Raw genomic sequence first — 16,908 nt, forward strand, 5'->3', positions numbered from 1 at the left:
GGAACACTAATGAAATTGACGCTCTTTGCAATGTGCTTGGAGCTTGCCATCGGAAGCACAGCGATGGCCGCTCCACGCTCCGTAGCGATCGGTTCGGAAGGCGCATCACCACCCTGGAACGCCATAGGCGAGGATGGCCAACTGGCCGGGTTCGACATCGATGTCGGGAAGGACCTGTGCCGGCGCGCCAATCTCGACTGCCGTTTTGTCGCCCAGGACTGGGACGGGATCATACCCGCGCTGACCGTGGGCAAGTTCGATGCGATCATGTCGGGAATGGCGATTACCGAGAAGCGCAAGAAATCAATTGCGTTCTCGCAACCCTATGCCGGCGGCTTCAATCAGATTGTGCTGCGCAAGGACCTCCAGGTCGCGCCTATGGACACCGCCGCCAAGCTAGACCTCACGGACATCGACGACGCCAAGAAAAAGACCCTTGCGACTATTAAGCTAGCTCTCAGCGGCAAGGCGCTCGGCGTGTTGCGGTCATCGAACTCTGAAGTCGTTCTCAACGAGCTGGTCGGGACAGCGGCGTCAATTCGCAGCTACGATTCCCAGGACAACCTCCAGCTCGATCTTGCCGCCGGCAGGATCGATGGCGGTCTCGCAGACTACTTCACATGGAAGGCGTTCCTCGACGGTCCTGATGGGGCCGATGCTGCGTTCTTCGGCCCGGAGCTTTCCGGTGGCCCCTGGGGACCGGGCGTCGGGATCGGACTTCGTCAATCGGACAAAGACCTCGTGGCGGTTTTTGACAAGGCGATCGCCGAAGCCAAAGCGGATGGGACGCTCCGACGGCTCAGCCTGCAATGGTTCGGTCTCGATGTTTCCCCCAATCAATAGGTTGAGCGCGCCGCCGCTTTCTGCGGCGGCTTCACACCATCGCTGGAGTACTCATGACCAAACCGTTCACTTTCCTTGTTACAGGGCAATCGCTCATACATCATGACCTGCGCGCCATCGACGACCCGCGGCTTGCGGCGATCAAAGCTCTCGTTCGATCGTCGGCCGTCTCCTTTACCAACTTCGAGATGACGATCTACGGCCGCCACGAGGGCTGGCCTTTGAAAGGCTCCTATTTCGGCTGCGCTCAGCCGGAGGTTCTGGATGCCCTGAAAGACTTTGGCTTTTCGGTCCTGTCGCTATCCAATAATCACGCCTTCGATCTTGGCCCACCAGGCGTCCTGTCGACCCTCGAAGAGGCTTCGCTGCGTGGCTTCCTCCATGCCGGGATCGGCAAAGACCGACGCAGTGCGTCCAAGGCGGCCTCCGCTTCCATCGCAGGAAAAGCAGTTGCTTTGGTTTCCATGGATGCCGGCCCTGGTCCCGCGTTTATGTATGCCGACGATGGAACTGACAATCGGCCTGCGCGCCCCGGTGTTAACCGTCTGCAGGTTGAGCGTAGCTTCGATGTCGACGACGAAACTTTTGCCCTGCTGCAGCAAGTCCAACGGCGGTTCGGAACGACAAGCCTGGAGCTCGCAAACTACGCTCAGCCCAATGATCCTCCATCGACGAGCGGCACTGAAGCCGACTTCTTCGGGACCGTCTTCCGTCGGGCATCTGCGAGTGCGCGCCGCATCGAGATTGAACCAGAAAGCGCGATCACTCAGCTTGCAGCCATCCGGCGCGCGCGAGCAAACGGCGACTTCGTCATCGCTTATCTCCATCATCACCATTGGGAGCCGGATTGGCGTCGTGTGCCGGAATGGGTTCAGGAATTCGCGCGTCTATGCATCGACAATGGAGCATCCGCCTTCGTCAGCCACGGCGCGCCAGTTTTACAGGGCATGGAAATCTATAAGCAGGCTCCCCTTTTTTACGGGCTCGGCAACTTCCTGTTCCATACATCGAAGGATGAGACCGAATGGAGCCCGCGAGAGGTCTGGAAAAGCGTGGTTGCCACGTGCACATTCAATGAGAAGAATGAGATCGACGAGATCGATTTCCGGCCGATCGTGGTTGGCGGCGCAGATGCCCTTGAAAGCCGAGGTCAGCAGCGGCTACCCTATCCTGTTTTGGCAGAAGGCTGGCTCGCAGATGAAATCCTAAGCGACCTGGTCGAACGCTGCGAAGGGTTCGGTACGACACTCGCGCGAAACAATGAGCGCGCGATCTACAAGGCACGCATCTAAAAATTCACTCTCGGCTGCAGTCCGGAGCGGTCCGTCGAGCCGCTCCGGAGGTTGATTCCTTAGTCCTCGTCATCCACAAGCGAGGTTACAAGCGCCGCAAACTTGCTGCGAACCCGCGGCGAGAGATTGAGGACGCTTTCGATCAGGCGCCGACCTTCGGCGGTGGAGATGTACGCAATACGCTCATCGATCTCAGCAACCGGGATGGATTTGAGGCTTCCTTCGGGTTCTGGCAGCCCCTCGAAGAAACGGCTGACCGGGGTATTCAGGCAGCTTGCTACCTGATAGAGCATCGAGGCACTGACCCGGTTGCGACCGTTCTCATATTTCTGGACCTGCTGAAAACTGACGCCAATCTTTTTGGCAAGATCACTTTGCGATACGTTAGATTGAATGCGCCAAATCCGGATCTGCTGACCGACGTGTCTGTCAACCGGATGGGCGTCAGCGGATGTAACGAGCGCTGCTGGCTTCTTCACTGCTCTTGCATGTGATATATGAATTGCGGATCGACGGTTCATCGCGAACTCCCCATAAGAGAGTTTCAAGCGGTGCGCCCCCGCCTGAAGAAACTCACTTAACCCACTGATCGGGGAGTTGGAAAGCCGTACGTGACGACCCTGTGGCCTTTAGTTCCGAGGAACCTGGACATACGCCACAGGCTCCTCGACCAAAGGTCAAGGAGTGCGGTGCCGAAACGGCCGGCACCAGCCGCACGTAGGGGTTTCCAAGCCCCAAGGCAGCGCGTACTGCCTCAATTAAAAGTCTACACGCTGAGGAAGCAATATTCAAGCGAAATCACTGTAGATTCAATGGCTTCTATTTTAGCGTTCGCGCACTTGTCGGCGATGGGACCAGCGGGCCTAAACGAATGCCCAGGGGCCGCCCGTCGTACTAACTGCCCCGCTTTTTAGCGACGAGAAAAGATCCTGCCAAAGCGGATCCTCCAAGAACCCGTCCAGCGATCCGCACGCCTGGTCCAAGCTCATCGCGCCGTAACGCGACATCAAACTTGGAACGGCCCCACTCTTTAAACGCAACAGAGCAAAAGGTTCTGCCGTGTCCAGGATGACACGGTGCCCCCAGGCACTTGCTCGCCTTTCATGAACGAGAGACCGCAAGAGATCATCATCGCAACCGCTATCGACGAGACCAGCACAAAATGCGTATCGCATCAGCGGGTAGTAAACCGTATGGCGACTGCCACCAAGGACTCTGATACCTGGCAAGATGGCGATAACAATGAAGACGAGGAACAGGTTAGGAATTATCCGCCCCGCCGCAAGCGCTTCCATCAGCCCTTCGCGCGTCAACGCAATGGTATCGCCTTCACCATTACTTGGGCGCAGGAAGCCGTCGCCGAGCTCCATCGGAAATATTCGGCCATTGTCGCATCCCCAGAAGAAATGAGTGCTGTTTTTCAGCCAGTCCCTCCAGGGGGTGGAAGCCAGTCTGTCTATAGTCCTCAGGATTTTGACCGGCAAAACGGGATCAACAAGAAATTTGCGGCATAGCCATGAGTTCGGATCATCCAGATGCATGAGCACAAGATCGGAAACATCATCGTCATCGAGTTGGAGAAAACCGACATGCTGGTCGAAGTGGGCATTCCAGAGATTTAGGTTCGCAGCTTTGATCGCCGCCGCTGCGGAAGGGAACGACGCGGCGGGAAGCAGCGGCTCCAGCGCGGAGATCGCGTCATGTGGGCGCGAGAAGCCTTCAGCGGGCTTCAAAGCAAACTCGTACATCTGGTTTTTGGCCAGTATGCTGTAGGGAATCATCTCCCGGCGACTAAGCCCGAAAACATTGATGGCCTGACCATCGAGCCGCAGCCAGCCCGGCCCTTTCCGGCTTTTTTCCGCGAATTTAACGGTGGAACACGCATAGGAGATATAGGATCGGCTACCGAGTGCGGCGAGCCCCATCAGGCTGAAAAGGTGGGTAAAAAACGCGTCTGGCTCGATCAGCAGATGAAGATGCGGTCCAGTCTGCAGTACAGGATATTGATCAATATCATCGGCCAGCCGTTCGGCCTGAGCTTGGCCGAAGCCACGTTCTAGCGCCTTCTTCGTTACCCATCTGCGGAGGGTATTGCGGGCCTGGCGACGAGTCGAATCCGCTACCGCCGGCCGGTAGTCATAGAGCGCCGCCGCGTAATGCCTTATAGGCTCGTCGCGGTACTGACGCGTCCAAGGAAACAAGTCAAAAATTGTTCCCAGCAACTGTTCCCGGTCAAATCGGCGCTCACTCATGTCTCACGCGACGCCCGTGCGGCGGCGCTCCCTTTCATCGATACAAGTAAGGCGGTCGCCACCATGAGAAGGCCGAAGAAACCAAAAATCGTTTTCGGCTCTGCGTTATTGCCAATTGCAGCGATAGATCCGTAGGTGAGAAGCCCAACTCCAACGCATATCGTATGGACTTGCGCTCTGCATCGGCCGAGTTCCTGCAAAGGGATCAATCTCTGGATATGAACGTCCACTTTGAGGCGAGAGATGTTGTAGGTGACGCCAAGGACGGTAAATTGCAGGATGGCGAGGTGAAGATATCCGAACATCAGGAAGATTGACAGAAGGCACCCTGAAATCAAAAGTAGGCCAATCTGCTCAGGGGTTCGCGCCGGACCGGCCCAGAAAACGACGCATCCCAAGATCGAGCCTACTGCCCAAGCCGCTTCAAGAAAGCCGAAATCAAGTGCAGTCCCTGCCAATTCCTTGAGAACGAGTGTCGATGCCAGAACACTGACGAGCATCCCCATCGCGTACATGAGGCCATAGACAAACGCCAGAAGCCGCAATTCGTTAGATGGTAGCGCTGTTGGCAGTGCGTCGCGACCCACGATACTCGTTATTTTCGTAGCGGCCGCACTGCTGTAAAGACCGCTAAAATCCCCTGAGAACATCGCCAAAAATGACGTTACAAAACAGCAAACAGGCAGCAATAGGACAACGGATTGCGGTACCAGAATGAGTAACGCTCCAGCTACAACGGCCGCGATCAGGTTTCCGGCCTGCATGTTGATGTAGGAAATCGAGTTGTTGCGAACCAGTTGGCTTGATGGACCGAGGGTAGGTATGACAGCCTGAAGTGTCGTCAAATAAGTTCGGTCGATAATCGCGTACAGGATCCACGAGATGCCAAGTACTGGATGAGGGTCAAACGTTGACAGACCGAACAGGGTCGAAATCATCAGTGTGATACGAAGGAAATCGCAAACAAGGCAGATCAGACGTCGCTCGTAGCGGTCAACGATCATACCGCCAAGGTTCGTGGTCAGAAACTCAGCAATGCTGCCGGCCGCAAGGAGGATCGCTATGAACGATGGTCCATCAGCCAAATCAACCGCAAGGTATGCAACAATGATAAAATATCCATTCCTTCCCGCCGCAGATGCCGCGACGGCGGTCATGTAGCGTATGCAAAGATCGGATTTCAGTAACCTGCTCATGTCAAACCATCCTTCGAGGGTGCTTTGCAAACCACGCTAGCAGGGGCCGAACGTTACCGCTTTCGAGAATTTGATATTATTTTCCGCTCTGCTGGCGCCACATCGAACGGTAGATCGTTGGCTTGTCGGAAAGTGCTTGCGCAAAGGCAGTTGAGAAATGACTGGCATTTGCAAAGCCGCACATAAGTGCAATCTCCGTGATTGGTAAATCGGTCCCTCTTAATAGCTTACAAGCACGCTCGATCCTTCGGCCGTTTAAGTAGGCGTGCGGCGTCATGCCTGTCGACTGCTTGAATGCTCGAATGAAATGCGATGGGGAAATTCCAATATCGTGGCAGAGCCCGGAAATGGTCAATTTGTCCTCCTGGACGTCGCCTAGGCGGTCAAGTACACGCTTAAGGACAATGGGTGCCAGTCCTCCCTTGACCTGACGTTCAACGATGTTTGCGCGTCTGGAGAGATGGCCGAAGATCGTCGTCAGGTAGCCCTCGACGATCATCCCGCTGGCGTGGTCGATCCGAGGGAGCTCCGCCGCGATCTTGCGTGCGGCAAGCTGGATTGCGAGATCATGGAAACCGAATTCCGGCTTCAAGTCGTGGGCTTTTCGAGCGTCACGAAAGAAGCGGGAGGCGTGTTCTCGATCAACGGCAAGAAACAAGTAGGCTGCAGTTTCATCGCCATCGTCCCAGCCGGTCCATATGCGATGTGGAGGGACGTAGGCGATCGACCCCTCAGGTCGCGCAACGAAGTCGGCTCGTTTGCCATCCAAGAAGTTCTCGCCAAAACGAGCTGTACCCTCGAGATTGAGAAATATGGCGTGCTTGTCGCCACCCACTCGAAAATCCTGCCGCGCTAAGCTCCGACGGCGCACTAGCTCGGCTCTGAAGCCTTCCCATGCGCCGATTCTCTGAAGAATGACGTTGCCCGTCGATGACCTTAAATGATGATCGTCAGATCCAAAACGCATTGGCCGTTCCGCTATTATGTCAGAACCATGAACCTAACCAGGTTTACCCATAGTTGCCAATCAAAGGCTTGTTAACTTCAGGTCAGAAAACACATCAATATTCTGAAAGAACATCAATTTTTCGAAAGCAGCCGCGTGAAATGCGCGCTCAAAGTGCCGACCTAGAAGCCGCACGGCACTTCCTTCAGGTAGCAAAATTGATCGGATCCGAGGGAGGCGGCGGCGGCCGAGCCAGAGGAAACCTAACAATGCATGACTTCACCGACTTCATAGCGGAGTGTGACCGCGCGCCTCGTCTAAACGAACTGGCTTCGTTCTTCTCGGCGACTGCCGCGGGCCGTTCCGGTATGCCGTGGAGGCGACCGGATGTTGATCGACGTCTTCTTCGACGAGACCCGCTGGTAACGAAGTTTATACACCTTCATGAGAAGCGCCAAGGTCCGTTCGACCAGCACTATCTGAGCAGCATACCATACAGGTTCGAAGAAGAAGTTCGCTTGGGAACGGCAATCCTGCACTACGCTGAAGATCGTATTGAACCGCTGAAGCTCTATAGTTTAGGCACTGCCGAAGCCACGATGGCGCGCACGATTAGCGAACTCGCTGACGGTGGCGTCATATCTTTGTCATGCAGTCCCAACGTCGAAAACGAAAGGAGCTTCATGGCGTATGGCACGCCACCCTATGCGACTTTCTTTTGCGGCCCGTTCCATCATCTGACGCCGGCTCTGATGTCGGGCCGGAAAGATCTGCGAGCGTTCTCCGATGGGTTCGACATCATCATGGAAGATACGACGTTTCAGATGTATTCGCCAAACAGGACCAATCAGATTGCCTTTGTCATGCAGCATTTGAAGGCTGATGGGATCCTTCTCCTGGTCGAAAAATTTCGGCATGACGACGTCGATGAATACCGCCGTCGCGAGCAACAGAAAGACTTCGGATTCAAGGCCCGCTACTTTAGCAATGAGCAAATACAGGCCAAGGAAGATGAAGTTCTGACACGGATGAACGACAACGAGGTCACTCTTGGCGAGCTCGCGGAAGTCCTGGCTAACGCCTTTGCCGAAAGTTACATTACGTGGAACAGCGGCAACTTTTACACTGTCGCCGCAAGCAACAGCGCTCGCAACTTGAAGCGCCTTATCAGCAAGATGGGGCGCCCAGCATTGCCGCGGGAATATGTCTATCAAGCTCTGCCGCATGAGCTGTTTGCAAAGCAGATGCCCGTCGCACGTTAACCGGGCTCTAGCACCTATGAGGTCGGCTTTTTGAGTTATGGAAGAGCAGCGCCTTAGGCGTTTATTTTGAACGACGCAGAGCGCAAATCGAAAGCGACAGGGGAAGCTATGTCAGCTTTGAGAGCAGCTATGGATTCTGACGTATTCGATGTGCATTGCATCCGCAGACGAGTGGGTTCAACTGGCTTGGTTATTTTTGAGCGTGACGATATCCTCCTGAGGCACAGGCCACAATTCGAAGACCTGACACTCGGCGATATCGATGCCAATTTCGTAGCGATGCTTCAGGACTTTCGTAATCTCGATGTTCGTTTTGGGTTTATTACCTATCACTCACCGCCGCGACGCAAATCGCGTGTCCGTACCGATAGCGCTACGCTGACACGCCTGCTCGACGATCTTTTGAGGGTAACGGGCGCCCTGCCCGACTTCTGGATAGGCACAGCCTGTATGTCGACCCTGAGACAGCGCCATGGATCGCAAATTAGAGATGAACTCGATCTGATAACGAAACTGACGGAAAGTTACGGAGCTGATCTTGATAAGTTGGTCTTGGTACGGAAGGCAGAATCCCCCCGGGTCAGTGCTCATCCGTCGGGCCTCACGGAAATATTTTATCCGGGACTAAGCGCCCGCGCGGCCTCAAACATCAGCCGGCCATCGAAGGTGGGTTGGCTTGAGACGATGATCAAGCATGTCTTGGATCTGGAGTAGGCGGTTCGGTTCCACCTCTTTCCATTACCGACCGCGGTCCCAGTCTTTCTCCTGCGGCGGGCGCAGCTTAATCGACTTCGGTATCTGGCGATCGCGCTGTTGGTTTCTTTGGTGGTCTGACCGACCTTTCTCAGGGATATCATGCTCGGCATTCGAACGGGCTATTTGCGACTGATCAACAGCACGGTTGCTCGAGCTCTTGTTAACGACGCCCTGCTCCGCAACGTGGTCGCGCCCGGTCGCCGACTTCGTCTCCAGGCTATCCGACGTGCGCTTATCCTTGCCAGCCTCCGCTCGATCCCGAATTTTCGCGACGCGGGAATCGAGCTGCAGCCCTACCACCTTGCCGATGACCTTTGTCGCTTGCTCGAAGATCAACCGATCAGACGGATTAGCGATCTTGGCGGCAACGCTTAAAGCTGTATTCGCGAGTGTTTCCTTCGCCGCCCTTGCCTGCGCGGCACTAATGGGGGTGGATCGTAGCATGTGCTCTTCGCCTTTCTCTCGTATGGGATCGCGGCCTTCTTGAACCGCTGTTTCGAGCCGTTGGTATTCGTGACGAAGCCCCACGGACAGATCGTGACCAAGATCGCGTGCGGTGCTAGGGGCCGATCGATCTTTTGCGATTTTCTCCAGCATCTCGATGACACGTCCGACGGACCGCCGACTCTGTTCGAGCCGGATCCGAGCGTCCTGGCGCTTTGGCGCGGTCGGAGTGTCACGCATCCTTTCCATGACCTTATCAACGACGTTGCCAGGCGCCGTTGCGCCCATCCGCCGGAACATCTCCCATTCCCATCGCTTCACCGGCGGTGGCCCGGCGCGCTCGATGCGCTTCTGACGATCGATCGGGATACCACGCTCTCGCGCCTTTTCGGCAAAGCGAACGCGCCATTCAGTGAAGTCGCGGATGTTGGGGCTGAGCGTCCTCCCACTGGCATTGCGCAGTGCGACGATCACATGCAGGTGCGGGTGCTTTTCACGGTCGTGACGATTGTGGACAGCATAGGCAAAACGATGCCCTGCGAACTGCTCCCGCAGGAAATCTCGGCCAGCGAGGATGAACTGGTCGCGATCCACATTAGCGGGTCCTGAGAGCAAAAGGTGCATAAAATCCCGCGGTTGGCGGGTTTGGAGGAGAACGCCAACCGTCCTGCCTTCCGCGGTCAGTTCCTTGTGGTCCCTGGTCGTGACTTCGCGCCGCTCCTCGCCGAGTTCATAGCGGCCACTTCTGCCAGACCGCTCCTGGATATGCGCCTTTGTAGAAATCGTGACCTCCGCTCCTGCCCGTTGCATCGCATGCAGGGTTGCCGTCAGGCCTTTGGGTCCAGAGGAAAACTCCGCCGGATAGCGTGAGGTCGGAGTGATCCCGGCGTCACGCAGAGCCGTGTCCAGTCGATCATCGATCGCACGAACATCCTCTATCTCTGCAGGAACCCGGGTCGCGCTGCTTCGATCCGACCTGTCTTTCTTCTCGTGAGCGATGACCAGGGCAAATTGCAGACGGATGCCACCCTTCACACCCTCGCTGACGCTGAAGGCATAGGTTCGATCGGTGTCGCCAGACTGACGGAAACCATCTTCCGCGAGAGAAGCAAGACCACGAGCGATATCGTCGCGGTTGGCATTCTCCAGTTCGTAGGTCAGACGAAGGATGTCCTGACTGCCTTTCCGGTTGCCGACCTCCCGCTCCCACGAGCGAACAGCGTCGCGCAGATCAGTAACCTCACGGCCATCCTGATCGTGCGCTTTTTCTTCCTTGCTTTGATAAACAAGAACGTTGCGCGCTGAAGCCGCGCCCGCCCCATAAGACAGGACTTTGACGACAACCGCATTGTTGCCGGAAGCACGGCTGAAAGCCGAGTCAGCGCCGGGATGTTTGCCGGCGCGGGGGACCGCCTTGGCCGACGCTGGTCGCTTCGCGCCGCCTCCTCCACCGCCGCCTCGTCGCCGGAGTTCGTCTTCTATAAGCTCGAAGTAGCTCGGCAGTCGGCGGCCTTCGGACCTAGATGCGAAGCGACTTTTGGACATGTCGTTCATCATGGTTCCTGATCAAGTCGGTGATATAGGTGGAGGGCCGGACATAGGCCGCGTCTCGAATTGCGTCGAGCGCGGCCATCACGTCCTCGAGTTGCTGCACGATCGCTCTGGCGGTTGGAGCATCCACGCTTTCTTCGGTGAGGAACTCCTCATTTCGAAAGGCAAGTTCTCGCAGGAACTGGTGGATGTTTGCCAGTTGGCGATCATGTTCCTCGAGCATCGCGGGGATCTGCATGACTTCTCTAGTAACGATCAGCTTGGCGACGATGTTGACCGAGACATCCAGCCTGCGGGCAAGGGCTTCGAGATTGCTTAAAATGTGGGCCGGGAGGCGGAACATCACAGCTGGCTCGCGCATCTGATCACAATCCCCTTGCCTTCAGCGCCTCGACGATCAGCCGGTGGGTCGCCGAGGAGAGCTGTTCATGCTGTTCCAACGACACACGGAATATCTTGGTCAGCACGTCGTCATCGAGGTAGAGAGAGATACGCTTCCGCTTTGTTTCAGTGCCCGTCGCGGTACCTTGTGACGGCAATCGTCCGTGGCGGCGGTTCTTGGCTGGAATCCCCAGTTGCTGGGGCTCAACGCTCGCGATGGCTCTGTCGTCTTGTGCCTCGGGAGCCTCATCCGGCATCAACGTCTCAAGATCGATGTCCGTCGGCATGTAGGACGTGGCACTCTCTTCCACCTCCTTCGCCTGGTCCTCCCTGGACCGGGCAAGGGCAAGAATATTGCCGGCGGGCGTCCGTTCTCTCGACATGCGTTAGGCCGCTTCCGCCTGCAGTAGGCCGATGAATTCGTTGTTGATCTTCTTCACGAGATCAATCGCGTCGCGCACGCTCTCGGATGCTCGCCGCTTTGCCGATGGGGTGAGCGAGGAACTGTTCTCGATACTTGCCAGCTTGGAATAGAGCGAGCCAAAACCGGCTCCGACATCGCTGAAATGATTGCTCTTCCGGATGACCGTCTCCACCATCGGAATCCGGCCGCTCGTCAGGATCGCATGAACCTCGGGAAGTGACCTGTTGTGCTTGAGCGCGATCATGTCGACGTAATTCCAGATGGCCGCATAGGGGATCGGCCCTGCAGCGCGCTTTTTGGATATTTCCTTCAGGATCGTCGCCACCTTGATTGCAGACGTGGCAGCGGTCGGCTCGGGGATGATCGGAATGAGGACGGCATCGCACTCGTGATAGACCTCGATAGCCCGTTGATGCACGTAGCCGCCGACGTCATAGATACGGATATCCGCTTCAGGTGCATCGGCCAGGCGGTCGCGAAACCTGTCGCCAGGTGCGACTCGCAGATGCAGCAACGTGCCGTCCGTCGGGAGCAGCCCGCGCTTCATTGAGACATTGTACCAGCGCGTCGATGACTCCTGCTCGTCGCAATCAATCAGGAGCGTTCGATGTCCCTGCTGCGCGAACTCGGCTGCGAGATTGACGTTCAGGGTTGACTTGCCGGCACCGCCCTTGAACGTCGAAATCGCCAGGGAAAGGGGTTTAACTGCCATAAGCTTCTTCACCATCTTGTGTCGACTATTACTGATGGGCGGAAGGGAGTTGCATGTGCTGCGAACGTTTGCAGAGATCGCCGCCACGCTCTGGACGAACCAGCTCTTCTCTCGTTATGCCCGAAGTTGGGCTCGTAGCTCGCGCTGCCGCCGAGCGGCGATCAAATCATCGTTCAGCCGTACCATTTGGCGTTCACGAGTTGTATCCGCAACCGGATCCCTTCGCAGCCAAAAGCGAAGGATTGGTAAAAACAGCAGCGCGGAGAATGTAATCGTAGCCGCTTTGAACCAAAACGAATGAGCGTAGAGACCAGTCGCCGACAGCCACAGCGCTTGCGTCCATTCTGCGGGGAGAAAGGCGTATGAGAATATCAACGCGACAACGTATGCGACGAACGACGCAAAAATCAGTCCCGCGGCCGACACTATGATAAAATTGGCGATCAGCACGACGAACCAGGCCGCCCGAAACGGGAAGACAACGACCTTAAGTGACTGCCTGAAGGCTGACATCCGCTTTTCTCCACGAGCGATTTTCAGTGCCTGGACAAAGGTACTCCAATCCGCACACCTTTTCTAGACTTGCACTGCAGTATAATTTTGTGCATTATCGCTGGAGCCAATTGATGACGGACGCAAGCATGAATCCCGGCGCACGACGGCTCGTACAAATCCTCTTCTGCACCATTGCATGCGCGACAAACGGAGTGGCGCTTGCGGCCGAAGAGGATGCCGTCTCAAGATTTGTCGACTACTATCAAAAGGCCTACGCGGAGGGGCGCGATCTGATCCCTGCCCCGCAAAAGCCCCTCGATATCCCCTCAATGGCCGCCCGGCTCGACCTCCAATCTATCACGCCTGAAGGCGCACTGAGCGGAAGCGCGTTCCTCGCCTCCAACGGTACCGTCATCAAATTGGCCGGCGCCCAAGGCTGCCTCTCGACCAAGGAGGTGGAATTTGCCGGCATGCAGACCACATGCTCTATGGTCTCGCTCGCCGGTCTAAATGCCATGCTCGAGGAGGCTAAGGCTGGCGCCGATAACGCTTTCCCGTGCCATTTCCTCGGTCAGAATGCCGGCTCGCCGTCCGTCCGTTTTGCCGAATGCTTCTTCATGAAGGACGGTGAAACACAATCGCTATCGCAAGTGCTCATCAGCACCGGAGTAGCGTTCGCGGCACGCGATCGTTCGGGCCGGCCATTGTTTCCGGAATATGCACAGGCAGAGGAAGTCGCGCAGAAGGCAAGAGCCGGAATATGGGCGAGACCGCATTTCCTACATCCTTACGGTGAGCGCTACCGCGCCAAGCCCTCGATGAACTGATGCGGATGAGGTTCCTGATGTTGATGTCGGCGCTCGCAGCCTCTGGCCTTTTTGCAGGCATGTCCATCACACCCATGCTCGCCGGCTCGAACCTCGCAGAACTTCCTCGCTCCCAAGTTCCGATTATCCCGGTCCAGGCGATTGAGAACAAAGCGGCCGCCGCGGATAGCCACGAAAGCGATGGGACCGAATTCGCGCCTTTTCCAGGACAGGCGCAGTTCGAAACCGGCGACACCTGGATTTCCGGCGGGCGGCGATATCGTCTCTATGGTCTGCAGGCGTGCTTGCGCGGAACCTCCATCACAATATCTCCTGGCGTTGTCAGGGATTGCGGCGAGCTCAACCTGATCATGGTCCAGGCGTTGATTAAAGATACCAAGCCCGTCTGCACAACCATCAAGGATATAGATCAGAACAATGCCGTCGTCGGCTGCCAGACGACGACAGGCAAACGGCGCTATGACCTGGCAACTTACATGATCGCTGAGGGATGGGGATTCGCCGCCGTCGATACCGCTGGGCAATTGATCGTTCCCGGATACAGGGTAGCGGAAGAGAGCGCACGATCGGCGCGCGCCGGCCTGTGGGGCTATTCGGATATGCCTCATCCAGTCGCGATCCTCGCAGGTCGAGGGAGCGAAAAACGATGAAACCTGTTTCGCTGTCGATCTTGTTTTTGACGATGACAGTGGGCTCCACGACGGCACAAGTCCGGCAAGCTGACATCCCGCGCCAAATTTATGGAAAAGTCCAGGTCGTCGATGCGACCACCCTCGAATTCAGGAAGGGCGCGGAGACCGTCCGGCTTGCGGGATACGAAGCACCTCGCCTCGAACAGACAGCAACGAGCGACGGCGTCGACTGGCCGGCCGGTCAGGTCTCGCGGGCCTGGATGATCCTTCGTACGCTTGGGCAGGACGTCAACTGCGCACCGATCGCTCGGGATGCCAACGGCGTGATCCTCGCACACTGCTTTGTCGGAGAGACCAACCTCGCCGCCACGGCGATCGCAGAAGGGATCGGCTATGCGTTCAACTACCGCGGCGAACCTCAGGTTCCCGCCTATTTCGACATCGAGAGGAAGGCGCGCGGCCTCGGATACGGCGTCTGGTCATCGCCAGATCTCCTTCCGCCTTGGCTATATACCGCGTCGACAGAGAATGGGGAGAAAGCCAGGGCTTCCGCATCGGAACCCGAGACCAGCTTGCCCCTGCATTTGCCTGTTATCCCGGCCAAGTCACCCAATACCAACGACGTGCATGGAGGTTGAATGAGCCGTATTGCTGCAGCCGCTGTAGTAGTCATATTGCTGTCGGGATCCGCTTCGGCAGCGATCGCCGAGGACAGCGCGACCCAGAAGCAGATAGACCGGCGCGATCCGGAGTTTTGCGGAGCCGGAGGCGCTGGCTGCGATCCCGCCGAGGTGCAACGTTGGAAGGTCGTTGGCAACAGGCTTGCCGATCTCTCGTCAGCCGATCTCAGCCAGTACGCTTACGCATGCGCCAAGCATCCAGATTGGAAACAAGACTGCGAAACCAGTCCGGTCGCTATCCTGAAACGGCTCGGGATCGAGGGATACTGAAGATGGCGCTGAACAAACCTCACGGAAGCGCGGTCTTGGCAGCTGTGATCGCCTTGATGATCGGCGCGACTGGCGGCTATGCGATCGACGGAGTGATCAGGAGCGACCGCGAGACCGATCTGGAAAACGAGCTCACCCGGCTAAAAGCGAAGCGTCGCAAAAGACGATAACTGACGTCCCAAGTGACGAGGCGGCAAGCGCTGCGCTCGCGAAATCCGGACGGTCGATGCGCGTTTCGGAATGCAAACCGCGCCAGGCAGTAACGGGTGTGACGTGCTCAGGCATCATCACAACGACCGCTGGATCTTTTGCCGGGCAAGCCAACCGGGTGTGCGCTCCTTTGCGAAAATCGATGGGGTCTTGCGGCAAATCCAATGATAACGTGGAAGAAGCGGACAATGAGACAGAGACTACTATTGGCTGCAATCATCGCCGGATCGGCATTTACGCCATCGACGGCGCCCGTAAAGGCCGAGGACGCGTCCTGGGGATGCCAGGTTCTGCTTTGCGCCGCGTCACAGAATCCGTCCTGGCAGGGCGTTTCCTACTGCGTTCCGCCCATGACAAAGCTCATCGCGGCCATGAAGGAGCCGGGATTTTCGTGGCCTATTTGCCATGAGGCCAATGCCGGCAAACCGGGGCGCGAGACCTACGAAAACTGCCCGTCGGGCACCACAGTTGGCAGCAGTTCGCAGACTGGCAATGGCTGGAGTAGTAAGCCTGACCAATGTATCAGAACTGTTGATGTTTGCCGATCTCCAGGGCTGCGCGCTTCCGATGGCAATCAGAGCAATGTCGTGATACGGCGGAGCTTCGGCGATCGAGGCGATAGCTGCATTCAGCAGATCGCGACGCCGCGGCCGCGCCGTCCAGACCCCTATTACTTCGATATCCCTAACGAACAAGGCGTGAAGCAGAGGTTCTGGTTCAACCTGAACCATTAATCCACATCGAACCAGTGTCACCGGAAGAACTTACGTCGGCTCGTCGGTGGTTTTCTTTTTCTTCCGACGGGCTCGCCACTCGGCGATCCGAGCAAGATCACTTTCCGAGATTTTGAACAAATCCTCAATCGTGACATTCCACTCGCGCTGCATCTTATCGAGGGTCGACAGCTTGACATCCCGCATGCCGCGGGTGACTTGCGACATGTATGCTTCCGACACGCCAAGTTGGTCGGCCAGATCCTTGTTCGTCAACCGCCGTTGAGCCTTCAACCGCATCAGACCGATGGCGAGCCGTTCCTGAAAGGAGAGAGACGTCAGATCAATCCCATTCGAAACTTGATCGGTGTGATCGTCCTTCAACGGCGACATAGAACGACACCCTTACGCGGAGGTTCCAAAAACGCGTTCCCAAGCGACGAGGGCCCGTAACCAGCCGAATGGGCGCGCCGACAGCCCCGTGGAGGCCTCAGAGTTCTACCGCTCATCCGATGCATAAGGCTGTCCAGAGACCAAAAAAGTTAAGCATCAACGCTCTATTCTTCATCTTCGTGTGCGACTTCAATACACCGCAGCAGGCAGGCTGTGCAAGCGACCCCTGGGCCCCCGAAATGCATGTCATAGCCACCTGGTAGACAAATCTCCGATTGCTCAAAACTTTAACTGCAGTTAAATTTTTCATCTGCTTCTTATAGTGGAGAGCGCGGATGGTATGGCTCGAACGGTTAGGCTATCGGATCAACCTACAGCGATTAGCGATAGCGATCCTATTTCTGGCGATCGCGTTCGTCGCTGCGCGGATGGCCTTTAGGGACAGTCTAACCCTTGGCTACGCGATGGTCATCCCGTCCTACGTCTTCCTGGCGGTCGTGATTGAAGGCGCTCGGACCGTGAGCGGAAGCTTCTGGGACATTCGCGGCTGGGCGGAGACGGTCGTGGCTGTCGCTGGTGCCGCGGGCATCGGGTATCTCGGCTTCAGTCTTTGGCTGATGGGGTACTAA

At 56.8% G+C, this 16,908-nt stretch carries 21 protein-coding genes; 11 read left to right on the forward strand and 10 right to left on the reverse strand.

Annotated features, from left to right (window positions below; translation table 11 throughout):
• The first annotated feature begins 9 nt into the window (after positions 1-9).
• Both ACEN84_RS03020 and ACEN84_RS03025 read left to right on the forward strand, forming a co-directional pair.
• Entirely contained in the window at positions 10-843 is an 834-nt protein-coding gene (locus tag ACEN84_RS03020) for a transporter substrate-binding domain-containing protein (RefSeq protein ID WP_413708580.1), read from the forward strand.
• 53 nt (positions 844-896) lie between these two features.
• Entirely contained in the window at positions 897-2,135 is a 1,239-nt protein-coding gene (locus ACEN84_RS03025; protein ID WP_413708581.1) for a CapA family protein, read from the forward strand.
• 59 nt (positions 2,136-2,194) lie between these two features.
• Here the strand turns inward: ACEN84_RS03025 and ACEN84_RS03030 are convergent, their stop codons facing one another.
• The 4 genes from ACEN84_RS03030 to ACEN84_RS03045 all read right to left on the reverse strand — a co-directional run bounded on the left by ACEN84_RS03030 (position 2,195) and on the right by ACEN84_RS03045 (position 6,418).
• Positions 2,195-2,656, reverse strand: a complete 462-nt coding sequence (locus ACEN84_RS03030; RefSeq protein WP_413708582.1) for a helix-turn-helix domain-containing protein — start codon at positions 2,654-2,656, stop codon at positions 2,195-2,197.
• Positions 2,657-2,998: 342 nt separating this feature from the next.
• Entirely contained in the window at positions 2,999-4,387 is a 1,389-nt protein-coding gene (locus tag ACEN84_RS03035; RefSeq protein ID WP_413708583.1) for a hypothetical protein, read from the reverse strand.
• A complete protein-coding gene (locus ACEN84_RS03040; RefSeq protein WP_413708584.1) occupies positions 4,384-5,583 on the reverse strand; it encodes an MFS transporter in 1,200 nt (399 codons plus the stop codon). The genes ACEN84_RS03035 and ACEN84_RS03040 overlap by 4 nt, the downstream gene beginning before the upstream one ends.
• A 76-nt stretch (positions 5,584-5,659) precedes the next feature.
• Positions 5,660-6,418, reverse strand: a complete 759-nt coding sequence (locus tag ACEN84_RS03045; protein ID WP_413708585.1) for a helix-turn-helix transcriptional regulator — start codon at positions 6,416-6,418, stop codon at positions 5,660-5,662.
• A 380-nt stretch (positions 6,419-6,798) separates the two neighbouring features.
• On the opposite strand from ACEN84_RS03045, the gene ACEN84_RS03050 reads away from it, so the two are divergent.
• Positions 6,799-7,791, forward strand: a complete 993-nt coding sequence (locus ACEN84_RS03050) for a class I SAM-dependent methyltransferase (protein ID WP_413708586.1) — start codon at positions 6,799-6,801, stop codon at positions 7,789-7,791.
• A 129-nt stretch (positions 7,792-7,920) separates the two neighbouring features.
• Positions 7,921-8,505 (forward strand): hypothetical protein, encoded by a 585-nt coding sequence (locus ACEN84_RS03055; protein WP_413708587.1) that lies wholly within the window; start codon positions 7,921-7,923, stop codon positions 8,503-8,505.
• Between the two features lie 24 nt (positions 8,506-8,529).
• Here ACEN84_RS03055 and ACEN84_RS03060 read toward each other — a convergent pair whose 3' ends face one another.
• The 5 genes from ACEN84_RS03060 to ACEN84_RS03080 are packed head-to-tail and all read right to left on the reverse strand — an operon-like array spanning position 8,530 to position 12,572.
• Positions 8,530-10,545 (reverse strand): relaxase/mobilization nuclease domain-containing protein, encoded by a 2,016-nt coding sequence (locus ACEN84_RS03060; RefSeq protein WP_413708588.1) that lies wholly within the window; start codon positions 10,543-10,545, stop codon positions 8,530-8,532.
• Entirely contained in the window at positions 10,511-10,903 is a 393-nt protein-coding gene (locus ACEN84_RS03065; RefSeq protein WP_413708589.1) for a hypothetical protein, read from the reverse strand. The genes ACEN84_RS03060 and ACEN84_RS03065 overlap by 35 nt, the downstream gene beginning before the upstream one ends.
• A 4-nt stretch (positions 10,904-10,907) precedes the next feature.
• Complete coding sequence (locus tag ACEN84_RS03070; RefSeq protein WP_413708590.1) at positions 10,908-11,306, reverse strand: hypothetical protein; 399 nt, start codon at positions 11,304-11,306, stop codon at positions 10,908-10,910.
• 3 nt (positions 11,307-11,309) lie between these two features.
• Positions 11,310-12,146, reverse strand: a complete 837-nt coding sequence (locus ACEN84_RS03075) for an AAA family ATPase (RefSeq protein WP_413708591.1) — start codon at positions 12,144-12,146, stop codon at positions 11,310-11,312.
• A 27-nt stretch (positions 12,147-12,173) separates the two neighbouring features.
• Entirely contained in the window at positions 12,174-12,572 is a 399-nt protein-coding gene (locus ACEN84_RS03080) for a hypothetical protein (protein ID WP_413708592.1), read from the reverse strand.
• Positions 12,573-12,685: 113 nt separating this feature from the next.
• Here ACEN84_RS03080 and ACEN84_RS03085 point away from each other — a divergent pair, with 113 nt between their 5' ends.
• The 6 genes from ACEN84_RS03085 to ACEN84_RS03110 all read left to right on the forward strand — a co-directional run bounded on the left by ACEN84_RS03085 (position 12,686) and on the right by ACEN84_RS03110 (position 15,907).
• Positions 12,686-13,381, forward strand: a complete 696-nt coding sequence (locus tag ACEN84_RS03085; protein WP_413708593.1) for a thermonuclease family protein — start codon at positions 12,686-12,688, stop codon at positions 13,379-13,381.
• Between the two features lie 17 nt (positions 13,382-13,398).
• Positions 13,399-14,031 (forward strand): thermonuclease family protein, encoded by a 633-nt coding sequence (locus ACEN84_RS03090; protein ID WP_413708594.1) that lies wholly within the window; start codon positions 13,399-13,401, stop codon positions 14,029-14,031.
• Entirely contained in the window at positions 14,028-14,651 is a 624-nt protein-coding gene (locus ACEN84_RS03095; protein ID WP_413708595.1) for a thermonuclease family protein, read from the forward strand. Before ACEN84_RS03090 ends, ACEN84_RS03095 begins: the two co-directional genes overlap by 4 nt.
• Complete coding sequence (locus tag ACEN84_RS03100) at positions 14,652-14,963, forward strand: hypothetical protein (RefSeq protein ID WP_413708596.1); 312 nt, start codon at positions 14,652-14,654, stop codon at positions 14,961-14,963.
• A gap of 2 nt (positions 14,964-14,965) precedes the next feature.
• A complete protein-coding gene (locus ACEN84_RS03105; RefSeq protein ID WP_413708597.1) occupies positions 14,966-15,133 on the forward strand; it encodes a hypothetical protein in 168 nt (55 codons plus the stop codon).
• Between the two features lie 228 nt (positions 15,134-15,361).
• On the forward strand, positions 15,362-15,907 hold the full coding sequence (locus ACEN84_RS03110) for a hypothetical protein (RefSeq protein ID WP_413708598.1): 546 nt from the start codon (positions 15,362-15,364) through the stop codon (positions 15,905-15,907).
• A 30-nt stretch (positions 15,908-15,937) separates the two neighbouring features.
• On the opposite strand, the gene ACEN84_RS03115 is transcribed toward ACEN84_RS03110, so the two are convergent.
• Positions 15,938-16,279, reverse strand: a complete 342-nt coding sequence (locus ACEN84_RS03115; protein WP_413708599.1) for a helix-turn-helix domain-containing protein — start codon at positions 16,277-16,279, stop codon at positions 15,938-15,940.
• A gap of 335 nt (positions 16,280-16,614) precedes the next feature.
• Here ACEN84_RS03115 and ACEN84_RS03120 point away from each other — a divergent pair, with 335 nt between their 5' ends.
• Entirely contained in the window at positions 16,615-16,908 is a 294-nt protein-coding gene (locus ACEN84_RS03120; protein WP_148195461.1) for a hypothetical protein, read from the forward strand.

Origin of the sequence: Rhizobium sp. Rhizsp82, from assembly GCF_047325115.1 — a bacterium.
Taxonomy (GTDB): Bacteria; Pseudomonadota; Alphaproteobacteria; order Rhizobiales; family Rhizobiaceae; genus Rhizobium.

Excerpts from the sequence above, each read along its gene's own strand:
- ACEN84_RS03020 (WP_413708580.1), top strand. The coding sequence starts at position 10 with ATGAAATTGACGCTCTTTGCAATGTGCTTGGAGCTTGCCATCGGAAGC.
- ACEN84_RS03055 (WP_413708587.1), top strand. The coding sequence starts at position 7,921 with ATGGATTCTGACGTATTCGATGTGCATTGCATCCGCAGACGAGTGGGT.
- ACEN84_RS03085 (WP_413708593.1), top strand. The coding sequence starts at position 12,686 with ATGACGGACGCAAGCATGAATCCCGGCGCACGACGGCTCGTACAAATC.
- ACEN84_RS03115 (WP_413708599.1), bottom strand. The coding sequence starts at position 16,279 with ATGTCGCCGTTGAAGGACGATCACACCGATCAAGTTTCGAATGGGATT.
- ACEN84_RS03025 (WP_413708581.1), top strand. The coding sequence starts at position 897 with ATGACCAAACCGTTCACTTTCCTTGTTACAGGGCAATCGCTCATACAT.
- ACEN84_RS03100 (WP_413708596.1), top strand. The coding sequence starts at position 14,652 with ATGAGCCGTATTGCTGCAGCCGCTGTAGTAGTCATATTGCTGTCGGGA.
- ACEN84_RS03080 (WP_413708592.1), bottom strand. The coding sequence starts at position 12,572 with ATGTCAGCCTTCAGGCAGTCACTTAAGGTCGTTGTCTTCCCGTTTCGG.
- ACEN84_RS03070 (WP_413708590.1), bottom strand. The coding sequence starts at position 11,306 with ATGTCGAGAGAACGGACGCCCGCCGGCAATATTCTTGCCCTTGCCCGG.
- ACEN84_RS03060 (WP_413708588.1), bottom strand. The coding sequence starts at position 10,545 with ATGAACGACATGTCCAAAAGTCGCTTCGCATCTAGGTCCGAAGGCCGC.
- ACEN84_RS03105 (WP_413708597.1), top strand. The coding sequence starts at position 14,966 with ATGGCGCTGAACAAACCTCACGGAAGCGCGGTCTTGGCAGCTGTGATC.
- ACEN84_RS03120 (WP_148195461.1), top strand. The coding sequence starts at position 16,615 with ATGGTATGGCTCGAACGGTTAGGCTATCGGATCAACCTACAGCGATTA.
- ACEN84_RS03090 (WP_413708594.1), top strand. The coding sequence starts at position 13,399 with ATGTTGATGTCGGCGCTCGCAGCCTCTGGCCTTTTTGCAGGCATGTCC.
- ACEN84_RS03095 (WP_413708595.1), top strand. The coding sequence starts at position 14,028 with ATGAAACCTGTTTCGCTGTCGATCTTGTTTTTGACGATGACAGTGGGC.
- ACEN84_RS03050 (WP_413708586.1), top strand. The coding sequence starts at position 6,799 with ATGCATGACTTCACCGACTTCATAGCGGAGTGTGACCGCGCGCCTCGT.
- ACEN84_RS03030 (WP_413708582.1), bottom strand. The coding sequence starts at position 2,656 with ATGAACCGTCGATCCGCAATTCATATATCACATGCAAGAGCAGTGAAG.
- ACEN84_RS03110 (WP_413708598.1), top strand. The coding sequence starts at position 15,362 with ATGAGACAGAGACTACTATTGGCTGCAATCATCGCCGGATCGGCATTT.
- ACEN84_RS03065 (WP_413708589.1), bottom strand. The coding sequence starts at position 10,903 with ATGCGCGAGCCAGCTGTGATGTTCCGCCTCCCGGCCCACATTTTAAGC.
- ACEN84_RS03035 (WP_413708583.1), bottom strand. The coding sequence starts at position 4,387 with ATGAGTGAGCGCCGATTTGACCGGGAACAGTTGCTGGGAACAATTTTT.
- ACEN84_RS03040 (WP_413708584.1), bottom strand. The coding sequence starts at position 5,583 with ATGAGCAGGTTACTGAAATCCGATCTTTGCATACGCTACATGACCGCC.